The sequence below is a fragment of the Streptomyces sp. NPDC019224 genome (assembly GCF_040632605.1).
Classification (GTDB): Bacteria; Actinomycetota; Actinomycetes; order Streptomycetales; family Streptomycetaceae; genus Streptomyces.
In genome coordinates this window covers 1-19,465 of record NZ_JBEYCF010000048.1, presented here as the reverse complement: position 1 = coordinate 19,465, position 19,465 = coordinate 1, and the positions used below count along the sequence as shown (strand labels likewise).

General features: G+C 73.2%; 15 protein-coding genes. 9 read left to right on the top strand and 6 right to left on the bottom strand.

The window, feature by feature from the left end; translation table 11 throughout:
• The first annotated feature begins 175 nt into the window (after positions 1–175).
• Together ABZ564_RS25660 and ABZ564_RS25655 are read left to right on the top strand one after the other, a co-directional pair.
• The gene (locus tag ABZ564_RS25660; protein WP_360860896.1) at positions 176–1,234 is read left to right on the top strand and encodes a LacI family DNA-binding transcriptional regulator; all 1,059 of its coding nucleotides are present in this window, start codon (positions 176–178) and stop codon (positions 1,232–1,234) included.
• A 105-nt stretch (positions 1,235–1,339) separates the two neighbouring features.
• Entirely contained in the window at positions 1,340–2,428 is a 1,089-nt protein-coding gene (locus ABZ564_RS25655) for an exo-alpha-sialidase (protein ID WP_360860894.1), read from the top strand.
• A gap of 19 nt (positions 2,429–2,447) precedes the next feature.
• On the opposite strand, the gene ABZ564_RS25650 is transcribed toward ABZ564_RS25655, so the two are convergent.
• Positions 2,448–3,125, bottom strand: coding sequence for a uracil-DNA glycosylase (locus ABZ564_RS25650; protein WP_147973820.1), 678 nt, complete (start codon positions 3,123–3,125; stop codon positions 2,448–2,450).
• Between the two features lie 84 nt (positions 3,126–3,209).
• On the opposite strand from ABZ564_RS25650, the gene ABZ564_RS25645 reads away from it, so the two are divergent.
• Together ABZ564_RS25645 and ABZ564_RS25640 are read left to right on the top strand one after the other, a co-directional pair.
• Positions 3,210–4,232: a BadF/BadG/BcrA/BcrD ATPase family protein gene (locus ABZ564_RS25645; protein ID WP_360860892.1), complete on the top strand. Its 1,023-nt coding sequence runs from the start codon at positions 3,210–3,212 to the stop codon at positions 4,230–4,232.
• Positions 4,233–4,370: 138 nt separating this feature from the next.
• The gene (locus tag ABZ564_RS25640; protein ID WP_360860890.1) at positions 4,371–5,294 is read left to right on the top strand and encodes a hypothetical protein; all 924 of its coding nucleotides are present in this window, start codon (positions 4,371–4,373) and stop codon (positions 5,292–5,294) included.
• Between the two features lie 75 nt (positions 5,295–5,369).
• Here ABZ564_RS25640 and ABZ564_RS25635 read toward each other — a convergent pair whose 3' ends face one another.
• Positions 5,370–6,416, bottom strand: a complete 1,047-nt coding sequence (locus ABZ564_RS25635) for a lactonase family protein (protein WP_360860888.1) — start codon at positions 6,414–6,416, stop codon at positions 5,370–5,372.
• A gap of 102 nt (positions 6,417–6,518) precedes the next feature.
• Positions 6,519–8,027 carry an FUSC family protein gene (locus ABZ564_RS25630; protein WP_360860886.1) on the bottom strand — a complete coding sequence of 503 codons (1,509 nt, stop codon included), beginning with the start codon at positions 8,025–8,027 and terminating at the stop codon, positions 6,519–6,521.
• A gap of 320 nt (positions 8,028–8,347) precedes the next feature.
• Here ABZ564_RS25630 and ABZ564_RS25625 point away from each other — a divergent pair, with 320 nt between their 5' ends.
• The 3 genes from ABZ564_RS25625 (at position 8,348) to ABZ564_RS25615 (ending at position 10,911) form a co-directional block, all read left to right on the top strand.
• The gene (locus tag ABZ564_RS25625; protein ID WP_360860884.1) at positions 8,348–8,938 is read left to right on the top strand and encodes a lytic polysaccharide monooxygenase auxiliary activity family 9 protein; all 591 of its coding nucleotides are present in this window, start codon (positions 8,348–8,350) and stop codon (positions 8,936–8,938) included.
• Positions 8,939–9,078: 140 nt separating this feature from the next.
• Positions 9,079–9,561: an Lrp/AsnC family transcriptional regulator gene (locus tag ABZ564_RS25620; protein WP_360860882.1), complete on the top strand. Its 483-nt coding sequence runs from the start codon at positions 9,079–9,081 to the stop codon at positions 9,559–9,561.
• Positions 9,562–9,720: 159 nt separating this feature from the next.
• Positions 9,721–10,911 carry a serine/threonine-protein kinase gene (locus tag ABZ564_RS25615; protein WP_360860880.1) on the top strand — a complete coding sequence of 397 codons (1,191 nt, stop codon included), beginning with the start codon at positions 9,721–9,723 and terminating at the stop codon, positions 10,909–10,911.
• A gap of 25 nt (positions 10,912–10,936) precedes the next feature.
• On the opposite strand, the gene ABZ564_RS25610 is transcribed toward ABZ564_RS25615, so the two are convergent.
• Positions 10,937–11,929 carry an aldo/keto reductase gene (locus ABZ564_RS25610; protein ID WP_360860878.1) on the bottom strand — a complete coding sequence of 331 codons (993 nt, stop codon included), beginning with the start codon at positions 11,927–11,929 and terminating at the stop codon, positions 10,937–10,939.
• A 49-nt stretch (positions 11,930–11,978) separates the two neighbouring features.
• Positions 11,979–12,890, bottom strand: a complete 912-nt coding sequence (locus tag ABZ564_RS25605) for an aldo/keto reductase (RefSeq protein ID WP_360860876.1) — start codon at positions 12,888–12,890, stop codon at positions 11,979–11,981.
• A 448-nt stretch (positions 12,891–13,338) separates the two neighbouring features.
• Here ABZ564_RS25605 and ABZ564_RS25600 point away from each other — a divergent pair, with 448 nt between their 5' ends.
• Entirely contained in the window at positions 13,339–16,821 is a 3,483-nt protein-coding gene (locus ABZ564_RS25600; RefSeq protein ID WP_360860960.1) for a M28 family peptidase, read from the top strand.
• A 97-nt stretch (positions 16,822–16,918) separates the two neighbouring features.
• On the opposite strand, the gene ABZ564_RS25595 is transcribed toward ABZ564_RS25600, so the two are convergent.
• Positions 16,919–18,361: a helix-turn-helix transcriptional regulator gene (locus tag ABZ564_RS25595; RefSeq protein ID WP_360860875.1), complete on the bottom strand. Its 1,443-nt coding sequence runs from the start codon at positions 18,359–18,361 to the stop codon at positions 16,919–16,921.
• A 464-nt stretch (positions 18,362–18,825) separates the two neighbouring features.
• On the opposite strand from ABZ564_RS25595, the gene ABZ564_RS25590 reads away from it, so the two are divergent.
• Positions 18,826–19,465: discoidin domain-containing protein (locus ABZ564_RS25590; RefSeq protein ID WP_360860873.1), on the top strand; the 640-nt coding region annotated here is incomplete at its 3' end.

Sequence of the window (19,465 nt, the reverse complement as noted above, 5' to 3'; positions counted from 1 at the left end):
CTGAGTGAAAATTCCCGACCGCATGACCGCACCTCTGTCGAATCTTTCGGAGTTGCTTGCGAATGTTGCCGGAACCGTACGGTCGTGTTTCGGGCCAGTCAAGAGGTCGCGGACCGCGAATTTTTCGCCGGGGCTCCCGCCTCCGTTCGGGCGCCGGGCGGTTACGATTCGCTGTATGAGCCCCGCAAACGTCCAGTCACATCAGGAGAATGCGCCTGCCGCAGTGTCGTCGGACGGCACTGCCACGCTGGCGGAAATCGCCCGAGCGGCCGGAGTCTCGGCTCCGACAGTTTCGAAGGTGCTGAACGGGCGTGCCGATGTCGCGCCCGGCACCCGCACCAAGGTCGAGGAGCTGCTGCTGCAGCACGGCTACCGCCGCAGACGCGGCTCGACCACGCAGTCGCAACTCATCGACCTCGTCTTCCACGAGCTGGACAGCGCGTGGGCCATGGAGGTCGTGCGCGGGGTGGAGAACGTCGCGCGCGAGGAGGGCCTGAGCCTGGTCCTCTCGGAGAGCGCGGGGCGCCTCAGCCCGGGGCAGACCTGGGTCGACGGGGTGCTGGCCCGCCGGCCGGTCGGGGTGATCCTGGTCCTGTCCGACCTCACCGCCGCCCAGCGCGCGCAGCTCACCAGCCGCAGCATCCCGTACGCGGTGGTGGACCCGGCCGGCGACCCGGGCGACGACATCCCTTCGGTCGGTACGACGAACTGGCAGGGCGGTCTGGCTGCCACCCGCCACCTCACCGGCCTCGGTCACCGCAGGATCGGCGTGGTCAGCGGACCGTCCCGGATGATGTGCAGCCGGGCCCGGGTGGACGGCTACCGGGCCGCCCTGGAGACGGCGGACATCCCGATCGACCGGTCGCTGATCCGCGAGGGCGAGTTCTCGCACGAGGCGGGTTACGCCGCCGGCATGGAGCTGCTGCGCTCGGCGGACCGGCCGACCGCCGTCTTCGCCGGCAACGACCTCCAGGCGCTCGGCGTGTACGAGGCGGCGCGCGAGCTGGGTCTGCGCATCCCGGAGGACCTGAGCGTGGTCGGTTTCGACGACCTGCCGCTCACCCGGTGGATCGGTCCGCCGCTGACCACGGTGCGCCAGCCGCTGATCGAGATGGCCGAGACGGCGGCCCGGCTGGTCCTCGACCTCGGCCGGGGCCGACAGCCCGCGACGACGCGCGTGGACCTGGCGACCAATCTGGTGGTCCGCAGCAGTACGGCCCCGCCCTGCCGCTGACCCGCGATCCGCCCGGGACACCCCGGGCCGTGGTCCGAGCCGCTGTCAGTGCCCGGGTGCAGACTGACCGATATCCGGCACAACGGCGTTTCGGGAGGTTCGGTCATGACCGGGGTACTGCTCACCGTGGGCACCCGCAAGGGGCTCTTCATCGGCCGCAGGCGTGGTGGTACGTGGGAGTTCGACGGGCCGCACTTCAACGCGCAGGCGGTCTATTCGGTCGCCATCGACACCCGGGGGGCCGCGCCCCGGCTGCTCGTCGGCGGGGACAGCGCGCACTGGGGCCCGTCCGTCTTCCACTCCGACGACCTGGGCGCGAGCTGGGTCGAGCCGAAGACCCCGGCCGTGAAGTTCCCGGAGTTCACCGGCGCCTCGCTGGAGCGGGTCTGGCAGCTGCACCCGGCGGGACCCGAGGCCCCGGGCGTCGTCTACGCGGGCACGGAGCCGGCCGCGCTGTTCCGCTCGAAGGACGGGGGCGAGTCGTTCGAGCTGGTGCGCCCGCTGTGGGAGCACCCGACGCGCTCGCAGTGGGTGCCCGGCGGAGGCGGCGAGGGGTTGCACACGATCCTGACCGACGAGCGGGACCCGCGCGCCGTGACCGTCGCGGTCTCCACCGCCGGGGTGTTCCGGACGACCGACGGCGGCGAGAGCTGGGCCCCGGCCAACCAGGGGGTCTCGGCCGTCTTCCTGCCCGACCCGCACCCGGAGTTCGGCCAGTGCGTGCACAAGGTCAGCCGCGACGCGGCCGACCCGGACCGCCTCTACCTCCAGAACCACTGGGGCGTCTTCCGCAGCGACGACGGCGGGGGCAATTGGACCGACATCGGCGCGGGCCTGCCCTCGGACTTCGGCTTCGCCGTGGCCTCCCACCCGCACCGCGCGGACACGGCGTACGTCTTCCCGATCAACGCCGACGCCGACCGGGTGCCCGCCGAACACCGCTGCCGGGTCTTCCGGACGACCGACGCGGGCGCCCACTGGGAGCCCCTGTCGGCGGGCCTCCCCGAGAGCGCGCACTACGGCACGGTGCTGCGCGACGCGCTCTGCACGGACGACGCGGACCCGGCCGGGGTCTACTTCGGCAACCGCAACGGCGAGCTGTACGCGAGCGCGGACGACGGGGACAGCTGGGAGCAGCTCGCCTCCCACCTGCCGGACGTGCTGTGCGTACGGGCGGCGGCCGTCGAGGTGTGAGCCCGGCCGCCCCGCGCGCCTACGGCAGCCGCCAGTCCACGGGCTGGGCGCCCTGCGCGGCGAGCAGTTCGTTGACCCGGCTGAACGGCCTGGACCCGAAGAAGCCGCGGTCGGCGGACATCGGGGAGGGGTGCGCGGACTCGATGGCCGGCAGGTCGCCGAGCAGCGGGCGCAGGTTGCGGGCGTCGCGCCCCCAGAGCACCGACACCAGCGGCTTGCCCCGGGCGGCCAGGGCGCGGATGGCCTGTTCGGTCACTTCCTCCCAGCCCTTGCCCCGGTGGGCGCCGGGCGAGCGGGGCGCGGTGGTCAGCGCCCTGTTCAGCAGCAGCACGCCCTGGCGGGTCCACGGGGTCAGGTCGCCGTTCGACGGCCGGGGCAGCCCGAGGTCGGTGTGGAGCTCGCGGTAGATGTTCTCCAGGCTGCCCGGGAGCCTGCGGACGTCCGGGGAGACCGCGAAGCTCAGACCGATCGCCATCCCCGGTGTGGGGTACGGGTCCTGACCGACGATCAGGACCCGTACGTCCTCGAAGGGCTGCTGGAACGCGCGCAGCACGTTCGCGCCGGAGGGGAGGTAGGTGCGGCCCGCCGCGACCTCCGCACGCAGGAAATCGCCCATCGCGGCGATGCGCCCCGCCACGGGGGCGAGGGCGTCGGCCCAGCCGGGCTCGACTACTTCGTTCAAGGGTCGCGCTGTCACAAAAGATCACCCTACCGGCGCAACGGGGTCCCCCGGGGATAGGGTGCTGCCCGTCCTCACCCCTTCGTCGCCGGGAGCCGGTCCATGACGTCACGCGGGCACACCGCCGGGGAGCCGGGCGCGTACGTACTCGGAGTGGATTCGGGCGGTTCCGGGCTCCGGGTGGCGCTGGGCACGGCGGAGGCGGACGCCCCGCTGAGGACCGTCGAGTGCGGCGGTCCGGTGCGCACCGGACCGCGCGGCATCGACGCCGCCCATCTGCTGGAGCAGGTACTGCCCGCCGTACACGGCCTGCTCGCCGAGCAGGGCACCGGCGGACGGATCATCGCCGCGGCGGTCGGCGCCGCGGGCATGGCCACGCTCGGCGACGAGTTGCGCGCCGAGCTGCCGGGCGCCCTGGCGAACGCGCTGGGGGTGCGCCGGCTGGCGCTCGCCGCGGACGCGGTGACCGCGTACGCCGGGGCGGTCGGGCAGCGGCCCGGCGCGGTGGTGGCCGCCGGCACCGGCCTGATCGCGCTGGGCACGGACCTGGCGCAGTGGCGGCGGGCCGACGGCTGGGGGCATCTGCTGGGCGACAGCGGCGGCGGCGCCTGGATCGGGCGGGCCGGCCTCGACGCGGCGATGCGCGCCCACGACGGGCGGCGCGGCGGGTCGCCGGCGCTGCTGGCCCGGCTGGAGGCGGTGTTCGGCCCGCCGCAGGAACTGCCCGGTCTGCTCTACCCACGCGCCGACCGGCCCGCGCTCCTGGCCTCGTTCGCGCCGGAGGTGGCCGCGTGCGCGGAGCACGACCCGGTCGCCGAGGGCGTCCTGCGGGCCGCCGCCGCGCACATCGCGGAGGCCGCGGCGGCGGTGTGCCCGGAGGCGAAGGCGGACGAGGAGGCGTACGAAGTCGCGCTGACCGGCGGACTGTTCCGGATGGGCGAGCCGTTGCTCGTACCCCTGCGCGAGGAACTGGCGCGGCTGCTGCCACGGGCACGGGCGGTCCCCGGTTCGGGTGATCCGCTGATCGGTGCGCTGCGCATCGCCCAGGCCCTGGCCACCGGGGGTCTGCGGCTGCCGCACCACCCCACACTGCTCTGCGTTCCGGTGTCCGCACCGCAGTCGTAGGGTGACGGGGGCGCGAACGCCGGCGACGGATCAGGGTAGTCACCCGGTAAGCCACCGATCGGATAAAAGCGGACAGAGGCCGCTCGACCGGACCCTCCCCGCGCAGGGGGCCGTCCAAAACCAGTAGCATGCGGCGCCATGAGCACCCCCACTGGGCCCGCTTCCGGCCTGCCTGTACGAATGCCGCGACCTCGCCAGTCCGGACGGCACCGCCGCCCGGAGCCCGTGGTCGCACCCGAGGGCGCTGCCGCGCTCGTTCTCGCCGTTCCCGGTATCCCTTCTCCGCAGAGCCGCGGCCTGGCCGAAGAAGTCATCAGCATCGCCCGTTCCGAGCTGCCCGGCCTGAACGCCCTGATCGGTTACGTCGACGGCGACGACGCCGAGTACCCGTCGCTGGCTTCCGTGATCGCGCATTCCGCCGCCGAGCGCACCGCGCGCTACGAGCAGGCGCTGGCCATGGGCCGTGAGGTCGCCGAGCCCCAGGGCCCGGCCGCCGTCGTGGTCCCGCTGCTCGCGGGTCCGGACAGTGCGCTGGTGCAGCGGATACGCCGGGCGATCACCGACAGCGACGCCTCGGCGGAGCTGACCGACGTGCTCGGCCCGCACCCGCTGCTGGCCGAGGCCCTGCACGTCCGGCTGTCGGAGGCCGGGCTCGCCCGCGCCGACCGGGCGAGGCTCTTCACGGTGGCGACGGCCGCCGACGGGATCGTGCTCGCCACGGTGGGCGGCGAGGAGGCCGTGCAGGCGGCGGGGATCACCGGCATGCTGCTGGCGGCCCGGCTCGCGGTGCCGGTGATGGCCGCCGCGCTCGACGTGGAGGGTTCGGTCGCCGCGGTCGCCGATCAGCTGAAGGGCTCCGGCTCGCTGCAGCTGGCCGTTGCGCCGTACCTGGTGGGTCCGGAGCTGGCGGAGGGCCTGCTGGACGCCGCGGCGAAGGAGGCCGGCTGCGCGATCGCCGAGCCGCTGGGCGCGTACCCGGCGATCGGCAAGCTGGTGCTCTCGATGTACACCTCGGCCCTCGGCATCGCTCCCCCGGTGGCGCAGGGGGCGCAGGCCCGCTGAACCTTTCGGCATGCGTGAGGCCCCCGTACCGGACGGCAGTCCTTGGGTACGGGGGCCTCACGCATGGGCGGGGAATCAGCCGAAGATCACGCAGGAGGCCGCCGGGGCCTCCAGGGAGCCGTCGTGGCGCGGGATGCCGGTCCCCGGGTCCACGGTGAACCAGGCGACGTTCCCGCTGCGCTCGTTGGCCGCGTACAGCCGGCGCCCGGACGGGTCGAGCGCGAGGTCGCGCGGCCAGTGTCCGCCGCAGCCCACGGTCGTGACCAGGGACGCGCGCTCGCCGGTCGCGTCGAGCGCGAGCACGGAGATGCTGTCGTGGCCGCGGTTGGCCGCCCACAGGAACCGCCCGTCGTGCGCGACGACGACCTCGGAGGGGTAGCTCGCGCCGGTCACGTCCTCGGGGAGCACGGGCGTCTCGCCGACCGGCTCCAGGACGCCGGCGGTGGCGTCCCACCGGCACACGGTGACGGTGGGCTCCAGCTCGTTCAGCACGTAGGCGTGCCGGCCCGAGGGGTGGAAGGCCAGGTGGCGGGGCCCGGTGCCGGGGCGCAGGGCCGTCTCGCCGTGCGGGCGCAGCTCCCCGGTGACCGGGTCGAGGGCGCAGATCCGTACCGAGTCGGTGCCGAGGTCGACGCTGAGCACCCACTCGCCGGAGGGGTCGGGGAGGACCTGGTGGGCGTGCGGGCCCTCCTGGCGGTCCGCGACCGGTCCGCCGCCCTCGTGCGCGAGGACGGCGGCGACGGGACCGAGCGTGCCGTCCGCGGCGACGGGCAGCACGCTGACGCTGCCCGAGCCGTAGTTCGCGGTGACCAGGTGGCCCGCCGCGAGGGCGAGGTGGGTGGGGCCGTCGCCGTCCACCCCCCGGACCTCACCGAGCGGGCGGGGTTCGTCCGCGGTGACGTCCAGGGCAGCCGCGGCTCCCGGTTCGGTCTCGCTGACCGCGTAGAGGACCGTGCCGCCGGCGCCGAGCGCCAGGTAGGAGGGCTCGGGTACGGCGTCGGTGGCGCCCAGGACCGTGAGTGCGCCGGTCTCCCGGTCCACGGCGGCGACGGTGACGCCCCGGCCGCCCGCCGAGGTGAACGACCCGATGAATGCCCGTCCCGCACCGTTGCTGCTGTCCACCGCTGCTCCTCTCCGCCGGCTGTGCGCGGCGGACGTGGCCGTCGTGATCTTCAGCGGCGACGGTAGCAGTGCGGCCGTGCGGTCTGGACCGAGCGGGCAGGATCAGGCCGTGACCAGGGGTGCGCGCGGCGGGCTGTGCAGCGGTGCGGCGAGTTCCGCGAGCGCGCGTTCCAGACTGTGGAGGTGGGCGAGGGCGGGTTCGCTCACGGCGGGGTGGGCCGGGAGGCCGGCGGTGAGGGCTGTACGGGCGGGGTGCCCGGGCGCCGTGAGGGCTTCGACGGCGTTCTCGACGCGCCAGCAGGCGGCGGCGAGCCGGGCGTCGTGGGACGCCTCCGGGTCGGCGGCCACCGAGGCGAGGCCGCGCACCTCGCGCGCGCACTCGTCGAGCAGGGCCAGCACGTGTCCGGCCCTGGCCCGGCGGGCGCGCAGCGGGCTCAGCGGGTGGACCAGCGGCGCGAGCGAGAGCCGGACGCGCCCGAGGAGCGCCTCCAGCTCGGCGACGCGCGGGGCCGGGTCGGCGGTGGCGGAGCCGGAGAGCCGGGCGGCGGCCTCCTCGGTGCAGGCGTGCACGCAGCGCAGGGCGCGCTGGATCCAGGCGTCGGTCGTGGCGTGCGTGGTGACGGGCAGGACGAACAGCACCGCGAGCATCGCGCCGAGCGCGCCGACGGCCGTCTCGCCGAGCCGCAGGGCGAGCAGGCCGGGGTCGAGGACGCCGAGGGAGCCGTAGAGCGCGCCGGCCATGACCGTCACGGAGAGCATCATCCAGGTGTAGGAGACCGCGGCGGTGTAGAAGATGCCGAACACCCCGGCGGCGACGATCAGGGCGGTGGGCACGGGCGCACCGTGCACGGGGATCACGACGGCCAGGCCGACGGGGACGCCGATGAGGGTGCCCAGGACCCGGCGGAAGCCTCGTACCAGCGTCTCGCCGCGCGAGGCGGTGTTCACGAAGACCCACCAGGTGGCGCCGACGGCCCAGTACCAGCGCTGGTCCGACATCAGCTGCCCGGCCAGGAGCGCGACGGCTCCGCCCGCGACCGCCTGGACGGCCTGGCGGGTGGTGACCCTGGCCAGACCGGTGCCCGCGGGCGGGGCGGGGACGGCGGGGACGGTCAGCCGGCGTTCGTAGCACCAGAGGCCGAAGCGGACGGCGGCCGCGGTGAGCAGGGAGAGGGCGACCGCGGAGTAGAGCTCGGGGAGCTGCCGGGGCAGGGTGTGGAGGAACTGCGTGATGAAGAAGGCCATGAACGCGAAGACGCCGAGGGAGTGCCCGCGCGGCCCCCACCGCCTCGCGTAAACCCCTGCCCCCATGACCGCGAGGAACGCGGCGTCACGGGCTACGGGGTGGTCGTGGAGCACGGCGGCGAGGGCGAACACCGGGAAGCCGACGGCGGGCAGCAGCGCGGTGGTGACCGCCTGCCCCCGGACGGTGGGGTCGGTCACGGTGAACAGGGCGAGCAGCGCGGCCAGGCCGCCGGTGATGGCCGCCACGAGCGAGTGGCCGACGAGGCCGCACACCACCACGGCGAGCCCGATGCCGAGCACCGCACGGCAGGCGAAACGCAGCCGAAGCCGCCCGGGGTCCCGGGCCACGAACGCTCTCTTCAGCACTACTGCTCCCCCACTCCGGTCCACAGGTTCTCCGTCCAGGCATGAAAAAGGCGCCGCGGGGGTCCGCAGCGCCATCGACGAGTACATCAGAGCACCCGAAGGCAGGTTGGCTCAAATTGAACTCGATCCACTGGACCATTGGCCCATCTGAAAGCGCATGCGGCCTGCCAATCGGCAGCCAACGGACCAGCACCCCGGGGGAGCCGACGCCCGAGACCCCTCCCTTTGGTCTAGACATGTCAAACAGCCATCACTATGCTCACTCTTGGTCTAGACCGCAGCACTCTCCGGACATCACCCCACATCTCCAGGAGCGACGGATGCGCAGAAAGATCACTTCGTTACTGGCCGGGCTCGGGATCGCAGGTGCGGCCCTGCTGGCCACCTCGGCCCCCGCCCAGAGCCACGGCTACACCGACTCCCCCATCAGCCGCCAGCAGCTCTGCGGCATCGGCACCGTCAAGCACTGCGGGCAGATCCGGTGGGAGCCGCCGAGCGTCGAGGGTTCCAAGGGCTTCCCGGCCCGTGGCCCTGCCGACGGCCACATCTGCTCGGGCGGCATCGGCCGCTTCTCCGAACTCGACGACCCGCGCGGCGGCGCCTGGCCCGCCACCGAGGTCACCGCCGGCCGGAGCCACACGTTCAGCTGGCGGGTCACGGCACGTCACGCCACGACCGACTTCCGCTACTACATCACCAAGGACGGATACGACCCCGCGAAACCGCTCACCCGGGCCGACCTGGAGCCGCAGCCCTTCCTCACCGTGCCCTTCGGCGGCAGGCTGCCGGGCTCGACCGTGAGCCACTCGGGCGTCCTGCCGCAGAAGTCCGGCAAGCACCTGATACTCGGCGTGTGGACGATCGCCGACACCGGCAACGCCTTCTACGCCTGCTCCGACGTGCAGTTCTGACCGTCCGGCCCGTGCCCCGCGCCACCCGCCCGCGCGCGGGGCACGTCCGGCCGCGACGGCGACGGGCGGCCCGGTGCGGGACGGGGCCGTTGGTACAGTCGCTGGCCCCCGAAGGACGCACCGAAAGAGGCCGGCGAAGCATGGCGGTGGACGCGCTCGACACCCGTATCCTGCGGCTGCTCATCGAGCAGCCGCAGACGAGCGTGCGCGAGTACGCACGCATCCTGTCCATCGCCCGGGGCACCCTCCAGGCGCGGATCGACCGGCTGGAACGGGACGGCGTGATCACCGGGAGCGGTCCCTTCCTCTCCCCCGCCGCGCTCGGCCACCCCGTCCTCGCCTTCGTGCACCTGGAGGTCACGCAGGGCCATCTCGACGAGGTGGGTGAGGCGCTCGCCGCCGTGCCGGAGATCATCGAGGCCTTCTCGACCACGGGTGGCGGCGACCTGCTGACCCGGGTGGTCGCCCGGGACAACGGCCACCTGGAGGACGTCATCCAGCGGCTCATCCGGCTGCCCGGCGTGGTCAGGACCCGGACCGAGGTGGCGCTGCGGGAACGGGTGCCGCACCGGCTGCTGCCCTTGGTGGAGTCGGTGGGCCGGTCGGCGGCGGGCAGCCGGTGACGACCGCCGGTCGTAGGGGGCCCGCGCGCCGGATATCCTGATCTTGCCGCGCTCCCCCACCCCGCCCTCGCCCCGGCGAGGCCGCCGCCGCGGCAGTCGAAGCGGCCCTCGGTCCGGGCCGTGCGAGAGGTCCGAGCTTTCGAGATTGGTGTGCACAAGGTGCTGGTTGCTGGTCGGTACCGGCTGATATCCGCCATCGGCCGGGGCGGGATGGGTGAGGTCTGGCGGGCCACCGACGAAGTTCTCGGCCGCGCCGTCGCCGTGAAGCTGCTGCTGGGGGAACACGCCGACGAGTCGGCCACCGCCCGGTTCCGGCTGGAGGCCCAGACCGCCGCCCGGCTGAGCCACCCCCACCTGGTGGCCGTCTTCGACTTCGGGGCCTGGGAGGACCGGCTCTTCCTCGTGATGGAACTCGTCGAGGGCCGGAGTCTGGCGGACCTGCTGCTGGCTCAGGAGCGGCTGGGGCCCGAGCAGGCCGCGCACATCGCCGGCCAGGCGGCCGCCGGGCTCGCCGCGGCGCACCGGCAGGGCATCGTCCACCGCGACATCAAACCCGGAAACCTCATGCTGGACGGCGAAGGCACCGTCAAGATCGGGGACTTCGGCATCGCGCAGTTCGTCGACGACCCGTCCGCCGCGCTGACGACGACGGGCCACATCGTCGGTACGAGCCTCTACCTCGCCCCGGAGCGGGCGCTCGGCCGCACGGCCGACGCCGCGTCCGACATGTACTCGCTCGGCTGCGTCATCTATCAACTGCTGCTCGGACAGCCGCCGTTCCGTTCGGACACCGCCACCGCCACCCTCTACCAGCACGTGGACACGCCTCCGGTGCCGCTGCGTCAGCGCGGTGTGGACGTCTCCGCCGCCTTCGACGCCTATCTCCTCGGCCTGCTGGCGAAGCAGCCGGAGGACCGGCCCACCGCCCAGCAGGTCGCCGACTGGTTCCACGGCGACGCCTGGCGGGGCCACGCGGAGCCGCTGCCGCTGCACCGCCCGGCACCGGCACCCCAGCCCGCGGCCCACCCGGCGCCGCCCGCGCCCTTCGCCGCCGCGCCCGCCCCCCGTCCCGGGGCGGACTCCGGCGCGCCGACCACGTACCGACTGCCCCAGGCCCCCGCAGGGCACGGACGGCGCGCGGCGCCCCGGGCCGGGAAGCCCCGGCGGCGTACCGCCGGTGAGGCGATACGCCGCCGGCCCCGGGTGGCCAGCGCCATCGCGGGCGTGATCGCCTTCCTGGCGGCCGTGTTCCTGGGGATGAGCCTGTTCTCCCCCGACACCGGCTCGGCCACCACCCCGGACGACGGCACGTCGACGAACGCACCGGCGTCGCCCGGTGCCGGGCGGTAAGCACTGCCCCCTGGGGGCCCGTCCGCTACCAGCGGTCGTGGACCGTCGCGCGGAACCGCCGGTCGTAGAGGTCGCGCACCGCGTCCAGCGTGCGCTGCGGCAGCGGGTCGAGCGCGGCGGCGGCCGCGTTGGCCCGTGCCTGCTCCGTCGAGCGCGCACCGGGGATGACGCTGGTGACGCCCGGCTGCTGGATGATCCAGCGCAGCGCCGTCTGCGCCGGGGTGGCGCCCTCGGGGGCGAGCGCGGCGAACTCGGCCGCTGCGGCCACACCGGTCCCGTAGTCGACGCCGGAGAAGGTCTCACCCTGGTCGAACGCCTCGCCGTGCCGGTTGTACGTGCGGTGGTCCCCGGGCGCGAAGACGGTGTCCGCGGTGTACTTGCCCGACAGCAGCCCGGAGGCCAGCGGCACCCTGGCGATGATGCCGACCCCGGCCGCGCGCGCCGCCGGCAGGACCTCGTCCAGCGGCTTGAGCCGGAAGGGGTTGAGGATGATCTGGACGCTCGCGACCCCCGGGCGGGCGATGGCCGTCAGCGCCTCGGCGCACGTCTCGACACTGACCGCGTAGGCCGCGATCCGCTGCTCGGCGACGAGCGTGTCCAGCGCGTCGTACACCTCGTCGGAGGAGTAGAGCGGGGTGGGCGGACAGTGCAGCTGGACGAGGTCGAGGGTGTCGACGCCGAGGTTGGCGCGGGAACGGTCGTTCCAGGCGCGGAAGTTGTCCAGGGTGTAGTTCTCCGGCACCTGGTCGGCGCGGCGGCCCATCTTCGTCGCGACGACGACCCCGGCGTCGGGCCGTTCCTTGAGGTAGCGGCCGATGAGCTGCTCGCTCCGGCCGTCCCCGTAGACGTCCGCCGTGTCGAGGAAGGTGACGCCCGATTCGACGGCCGCGTCGAGCACCCCGAGGGCGTCCGCCTCGCGGACCTCGCCCCAGTCCCCGCCGAGTTGCCAGGTGCCCTGCCCGACGACCGATACGTTCCGGCCGGTCCTGCCCAGTTCGCGCTGCTCCATGGGGATCATGCTACGTGGGCCCGGGGTGCGCCCCGGGCCCACGGTGCGCGTCAGGGTGTCAGCCGGCGGGCTGCTCCAGCGCGGTGAGCCGCCGCATCTCCTCGTCGGTGAGCCGCAGGGAGCCCGCCGCCACGTTGGCCTCCAGGTGGGCGGGGTTGCCGGTGCCCGGGATGGCCAGGACGTGCGGGCCCTGCTGGAGCGTCCACGCCAGCCGGACCTGGGCGGGCGAGGCGTCGTGGGCGCGGGCGACGTCGAGCAGCGCCTCGTGCTCGGCGGCGGCGGCCCCGGACTCGCGGCCGGCGCCCGCTACGGCGTAGAAGGGGACGAAGGCGATGCCCAGTTCGCCGCACAGGCGCAGGACCTCCTCGGAGCGGGGGCGCCGCTCGCCGATGCCGTAGGGATTCTGCACACAGACGACCGGTGCGATGGCCCGGGCCTCGGCTATCTGCTCCGGCCGGACGTTGGAGAGGCCGAGGTGGCGGATGAGCCCTTCCTCGCGCAGTTCGGCCAGGGCGCCGAAGAGCTCGCCGAGGGGGCGGGGCCCGTTCATCCGGAGGTTGACCACGTCGAGGTGGTCGCGGCCGAGCTGACGGATGTTCTCCTGGACCTGGCCGCGCAGCTGCCCGGGGCGGGCCCAGTCGATCCAGTCACCGGAGGGGCCGCGGCCCGGCCCGACCTTGGTGGTGATGACCAGGTCGTCCGGGTAGGGGCCGAGCGCCCGGTTGATCAGCTCGTTGGCCGAGCGCAGAGGCGAGAAGCAGAAGGCCGCCGTGTCGATGTGGTTGACGCCCAGCTCGACGGCACGGCGCAGCACCGCGACGGCCCGGTCCCGGTCGTGCGGGGTGCGCTCGTTGCTGAGCGCCGGGCCGTTCTGGGTCAGCCGCATGGCGCCGAAGCCGATCCGGTTGACGGTCAGATCACCGAGCCGCCAGGTGCCGGCGGCCGCTGCGGTGAGGGAGTGCGAGGTCAAGGCCGGTGCCTTCCAGGAGTGTTCCGGACGGGAGAAGAGGGACCGCATGAAGGGGAGTCAGGAACACTTGCACACAAGCCTGTTCAGTGATATACTTGACTAGACATTTGCGTGAAAATCACCCATTGGTGAGAGTGCAGGATAGCTTCCGCCTCCCCGCCTGTCCATCTCCCTGCTTCCGCATGGCTGCGTACCATTGACCGGCGCGTGCCGCGCGATGCCCCGGGGCGACTTGACGAGACTTGCCAACCCCCCTGCGGGCGCCCGCAATTCATTGACGAGGTCATGACCACGTGTGAGTGTTCGGTCGCTCGATCGCGGACATCGCCCGCCGGACGGCCTCGCCTGCCGGACGGCCTCGCCTGCCGGACGGGCGGGCACGCCTCCCCGCGCGCCGCCCGCGACCGAGGTCCCCACGAACCGAGGAGCCTCGATGAAACGCAGACCGATGACGGCCGGGACGACCCTGGCCGTCCTCGCCGGAATGCTGGTCGCCGTGAGCGGCCCGTCCGCATCCGCGGAACCCTCACCGCCCCCCGCGCCCAAGGCGCTCACCACCGCCGTATCGGCCGCCGACAAGGCGGCGGCCAGCGGGCTCGACACCCTGGCCAAGGGGCCGGAGGAGCGCTACGAGCGCCGGATGGTCACCCCCTGGGTCGACGGCCTCTACTCCGTCGCCTACGAGCGCACCTACCGCGGCCTGCCCGTGGTCGGCGGGGACGCCGTCGTGGTGACCGACTCCAAGGGGCGGGTGCGCGGTTCGCAGTCGGCGGTCCCGCGGCGCATCAACGTGCCCACCACCGCGACCGTTTCCGCGAAGGCCGCCGAGGCCACCTCGCGCAAGCGACTGCGGTCGGTCGAAAAGGTCGAGAGCCACCGCCTCGTCGTACGGGCCGACGACAAGCGCTCGCGGCTCGCCTGGGAGACCGTGCTCACCGGCCGGACCGCGAAGGCGCCGAGCCGGCTGCACGTGTTCGTCGACGCGGGCACCGGCGCGGTCATCGACAGCTACGACGACGTCAGGGCCGGCACCGGCAACAGCCAGTGGAACGGCCCCTCGCCGCTGTCCATCAACACCACCTCATCGGGCGGCAGTTACTCACTCCGTGACCCGAACCGCCCCGGGCTGAGCTGCGCCGACCACAGCACCGGCAGCGTCTTCACCAAGTCCACCGACTCCTGGGGCACCGGCAGCGCGTCCAGCAAGGAGACCGGCTGCGTCGACGTGATGTGGGCCGCCCAGCACGAGTGGGACATGCTGCGCGACTGGCTCGGGCGCAACGGCCACGACGGCAACGGCCGCAGCTGGCCGGTCAAGGTCGGGCTCAACGACGTCAACGCCTACTGGGACGGCTCCACGGTCTCGATCGGCCACAACCAGGCCAACCAGTGGATCGCCGCCATGGACGTCGTGGCCCACGAGTTCGGCCACGGCATCGACCAGTACACACCGGGTGGCGCCAACAACGAGTCGGGGCTCGGCGAGGCGACCGGTGACATCATGGGTGCGCTGACCGAGGCGTACACCAACGAGCCCGCCCCGTACGACGACCCGGACTACACCGTCGGCGAGAAGATCGACCTCGTCGGCAACGGGCCGATCCGGATCATGTACGAGCCCGGCCGGATCGGTGACCCGAACTGCTACAGCTCCTCCATACCCAACACCGAGGAGCACGCTGCGGCCGGGCCCCTCAACCACTGGTTCTACCTGCTGGCCGAGGGCTCGAACCCCGGCGGCGGCAAACCCTCCAGCCCCACCTGCAACAACTCCACGGTGACCGGTGTGGGCATCCAGAGTGCCGGCAAGGTGTTCTACGGCGGCATGCTCCTGAAGACCAGCGGCATGACGTACAAGCGCTACCGCACGGCCACCCTCACCGCGGCCAAGAACCTCGACGCCACCTGTGTGCTCCACAATCGCACGAAGGCGGCGTGGGACGCGGTCAGCGTCCCCGCGCAGAGCGGCGACCCGGTCTGCTCGCCGAGCGGCAACAACGACTTCTCGCTGTCCCTGGACCCGGCGTCCGACTCGGTGAAGCCCGGCAGCTCGGTGACGGCCACCGTGCGTACGACGGTCTCCTCCGGCAGCGCGCAGACGGTGAACCTGTCCGCCGGCGGCCTGCCGAGCGGCGTCAGCGTCTCCTTCAGCCCGTCCTCGGTGCAGTCCGGCTCCACGTCCGCCATGACCGTGTCGACGACGTCGGCCGCGGCTCCCGGCTCGTACACCTTCACCGTGAAGGGCGCGGGCACGCAGGAGCACACCGTCCAGTACACGCTGACCGTCAACGACGGCGGCGGCACACCCGGCGGCACTCCGCCCGACATCGGGGTCGCCGACGTGCAGGCCCACCTGACGCAGTTCAACACCATCGCCTCGCAGAACGGCGGCAACCGGCGGGCCGGCAGCAGCGGGTACACCGCCTCGCTCGCCTATGTGAAGGGCAAGCTCCAGGCGGCCGGCTACACCGTCACCGAACAGACCTGCGCCACCTGCACCTACACCGGCAAGAACCTCGTCGCGGACTGGCCGGGCGGGCCCGCCGACCGCACCGTGATGTTCGGCGCCCACCTGGACGGCGTCTCGGCCGGGCCCGGCATCAACGACAACGGGTCCGGCTCGGCGACCCTGCTGGAGAACGCGCTCGCCCTGGCCCAGCAGAACCCCACCATGACCAAGCACGTCCGGTTCGCCTGGTGGAACGGCGAGGAGCAGGGCCTCCAGGGCTCCGAGTACTACGTCAGCCAGCTCACCGCGGCCCAACGCGGTGCCATCACCGCCTACTACAACTTCGACATGGTCGCCTCGGTCAACGGCGGCTACTTCATCAACAACATCAACTCCGCCGCGTCGGCCCCGATGAAGGAGTACTGGACCTCCCTCGGGCTCGCCCCGGAGGAGAACGTCGAGGGCCAGGGGCGCTCCGACGACCACTCCTTCCAGCAGGGCGGGATCGCGACCTCCGGCTACGCCACCGGTGCCAGTGACACCAAGACCTCGGCCCAGGCGGCCAAGTGGGGCGGTACGGCGGGCCGTTCGTACGACCCCTGCTACCACCAGTCGTGCGACACCACCGCCAACATCAACGCCACCGCGCTCGACCGCAGCGCCGACGGGGTCGCCTACACGCTGTGGAAGACCGCGGTCGGCTCCACCGCGCCCACCGACGACTTCTCCGTCTCGGTGAACCCGGTCTCGGGCAGCGTCCAGCCGGGCTCTTCGGTCACCGCGACCGTGTCCACGGCCACCACCAGCGGCTCCGCGCAGAGCGTACGGCTGACGGCCTCCGGTGCGCCGAGCGGCGTCACCGTCTCCTTCTCGCCCACGTCCGTGCAGTCGGGCTCGTCGGCCACGATGACGGTCTTTGCCGGTGCCCAGGCGGCGCCGGGTACGTACACGCTCACCGTGACCGGTACGGGCACGGCCACCCACACCACCACGTACTCGCTGGTGGTCGGGGGCGGCGGGAACTGCCGGCCCCGACAGGTCGTGGCCAACGGCGGGTTCGAGAACGGCACCGCGCCGTGGACGCAGACCGACGGCGTGATCAACGACCGGACCTCCGAGAAGCCCGCCCACAGCGGCTCGTACCAGGCGTGGTTCGGCGGCTGGGGCAGCACCCACAGCGACACCGCCACCCAGTCGCTGGCCGTGCCGGCCGGCTGCTCGACGTACCGGCTGTCGTTCCACCTGCGGACCGACACCGCCGAGACGCCCGACGGGAACGCGTACGACACGTTCACCGTGAAGCTGGGGTCGCGGACGCTGGCCACATACTCGAATCTCGACGCGACCAACAACTATGTGCTGAAGACCTTCGACGTCGCGTCGGCCGCCGGGCAGACGGTGACACTGGGCTTCACCAGCCAGGAGGACGCCTACCTGCAGACCAGCTTCGTCGTGGACGATGTGGCCCTCGACGTGAGCTGACCCGGCCGGACGGGTGAGATGAAGGGGCGGGGCGTGTCCACCACGCCCCGCCCCCGGCGTTCCTCCGGTCCGCCCCCGGCGTTCCTCCGGTCCGTCCTCAGCGGACGGCGGCGGCCAGTCTGCGGACGAATTCGTCGGTCCCCTCATCGCCGCCGGTGCTGCCGGCCAGCCGCCCGTACAGTCCGCGCAGCTCCTGGCCGAGCAGCGTCGAGGGGTGCACCTCGGCGCTGTCCAGGACCGGTCCTGCCACCTCCGGCGCGGCGTCCGGTTCGCCCGCGCAGACGTAGGCGTCCGCCGTCCGGGCCAGGAACAGCATGCGGGTCGAGCGCATACCGGGAGGCAGCAGCCTGATCGCGGTACCGGCCGCGTCGAGGGCGCGGAGCGCGAAGCGGCGCTCCCCCGTCGCGGCGGCGAGATCGCGCAGAGCGCCGGCAGCACCGGACTCCACCCGCAGGCGCACGGAGGCGACGGAGAGCCAGGGCGCCTCCGCCTCGTCCCGCTCGCCGGCCCGGTCCATCTGCGACCAGGCCCGGTCGATGTGGTGCAGGGTGCGGTCGGCGTCGCCGCGCACCGCGTGGCCGCGCGCCTGGCACAGATCGCTCAGGGCGCCCGCCCAGTGCCGGCCCGCGGCGGCCCGGCGGACGGCTTCGCCGTACGCGAGTGCGGAGGGGCCGTCGCCCTCCAGCCGGGCCAGGGTGCTCATATCGCTCAGCGCCGCGACGCGCGCACCGACGTGGCCGGCCATGGCCGCCCACGCCAGGGACCGGTCGAGCCAGGCCATCGCCGTCCCGTTGCGGCCCCACAGCAACCGCAGACAACCGGCCGACTGCGCGTACTCGGCGGCCAGCGGCGCGAGTTGACGCTGATAGGGGGCGGCCGGAAGCGCCATCCAGCGGAGCATCGCGTGCAGCGTGCGCTCGACGACAGCGGCCGCGTCGGGCCAGGCGCGCTCCTCGTCGGCACGCAGGCAGACGGCGAGCAGCGCGGTCAGGGCATGCACGGTGTCGGTGTCCAGGGCCGGACGGGACGAGGTGGCCGGGCCCAGCGAGCAGAACCGCGCGTGCAGGGCGACCATGTCGGCGAGCGCCGGGACCGCACAGCCGTCCCTGCCGTGCAGCGGGCAGACCAGGCCGTACGCGGGCAGCCGCCGGGGCGGTACGGCGCCGGGCGGGAGCATCGCCGTGAGCACTCCGCCGTCCGGCTCGCCGGGCAGCGGGCCTTGGTGGACCGGGTCCGGCAGCGGAGCGGGAGCGGGCGGCGCCGGCTCCGCCCGCTCGCCCGCCTCGGCCTCCTCGCAGGCGGCCACGAGGTCTCCGTCGGCCGCCAGCAGGTGGTCCAGGCGACGGGCCAGCGGCAGCGGGGTCCTGCGGCTGCCGTGTTCGAGTTTGCTGATGGCGGTGTGGTCGTAGCCGATCCGGGCTCCCACCTGGGCCTGTGTGAGCCCCGCCCGCCTGCGCCAGTGACGCAGCCGGACACCGAAGGCCCGCCAGGCCCGCACGCTGTGGGCGGCCGTCGGCACAGGGCCCGTCGCCTCGGTCATCCCGGGCCTCGTCGTGCCTGGTCAGCGGTGCTTCTCACGCCACGCTCACGGCTCATGCCCCGGAGGATAGCGAGAGGCAGGGCCCGGCGTCCCCGGGGTGGGAACAACATGTCCGGTAACAGGCGCGGCTGTTCGCGGCGCCCAGGTCTTCCCGCTCTCCGCACACACCCGGTGATTGCGGTGGCAACGACCCGCGCCGCCTCACTCGGTCCCCGTATGCACTCCGTCACCACCTGAACCGATGCCGCGTCAGTTCCTGGGCGTGGACGCGGTCAAGATGGTCGCAACACGGACACTCGTGAGCTTTCCGTCGTCAACTGTTGTTCTCAAGGCCACCCCAACAAGCAGGTGCTGCACACCTATTGACGCGTCGGGAGCCAGGGTGAAGTATCCCCATCGGCCGGAGAGAGCGCTCTCCAGCTTCGTGTCGTGCACCCGTTCCGCGACTCAGGAGACAAGCCCCCATGTATGGACCCCCCTCGCTCCGCAGACCCGCACCTTCGTCCGGAAGAAGACGCACCGGCGTGCTGGCCGCCGTCGCCGGTCTCGTCGTCTCACTCCTCGCCTTCGTGCCCGCGGCCCCGGCCGGCGCGGCCCCTTCCCTGCTCTCGCAGGGCAAGACGGTGACCACGTCCAGCCAGGAGGGCGGCGGCACCCCCGCCACCGCCGCCGTCGACGGCGACAACGGCACCCGCTGGTCGAGCGCGTTCTCCGACCCGCAGTGGATCAAGGTCGACCTGGGCACCTCCGCCTCGGTCAGCCGGATCGCGCTGAAGTGGGAGGCCGCCTATGCCAAGAGCTACAAGATCGAGTTCTCCACGGACGACAACACCTGGAGCACCGCCTACTCGACCACCACGGGCCCCGGCGGCGACGAGTCGCTGAACGTCTCGGGCACCGCCCGGTACGTCCGGCTGACCGGCACCGCCCGCGCCACCCAGTACGGCTACTCGCTCTGGGAGTTCCAGGTGTTCGGCACCACCGGCGGTGACGGCGGCCCGCAACTGCCGGGCGGTGGTGATCTCGGTCCGAACGTGATGGTGTTCGATCCGTCGACGCCGGACATCCAGGCCAGGGTCGACGAGGTGTTCAGGAAGCAGGAGT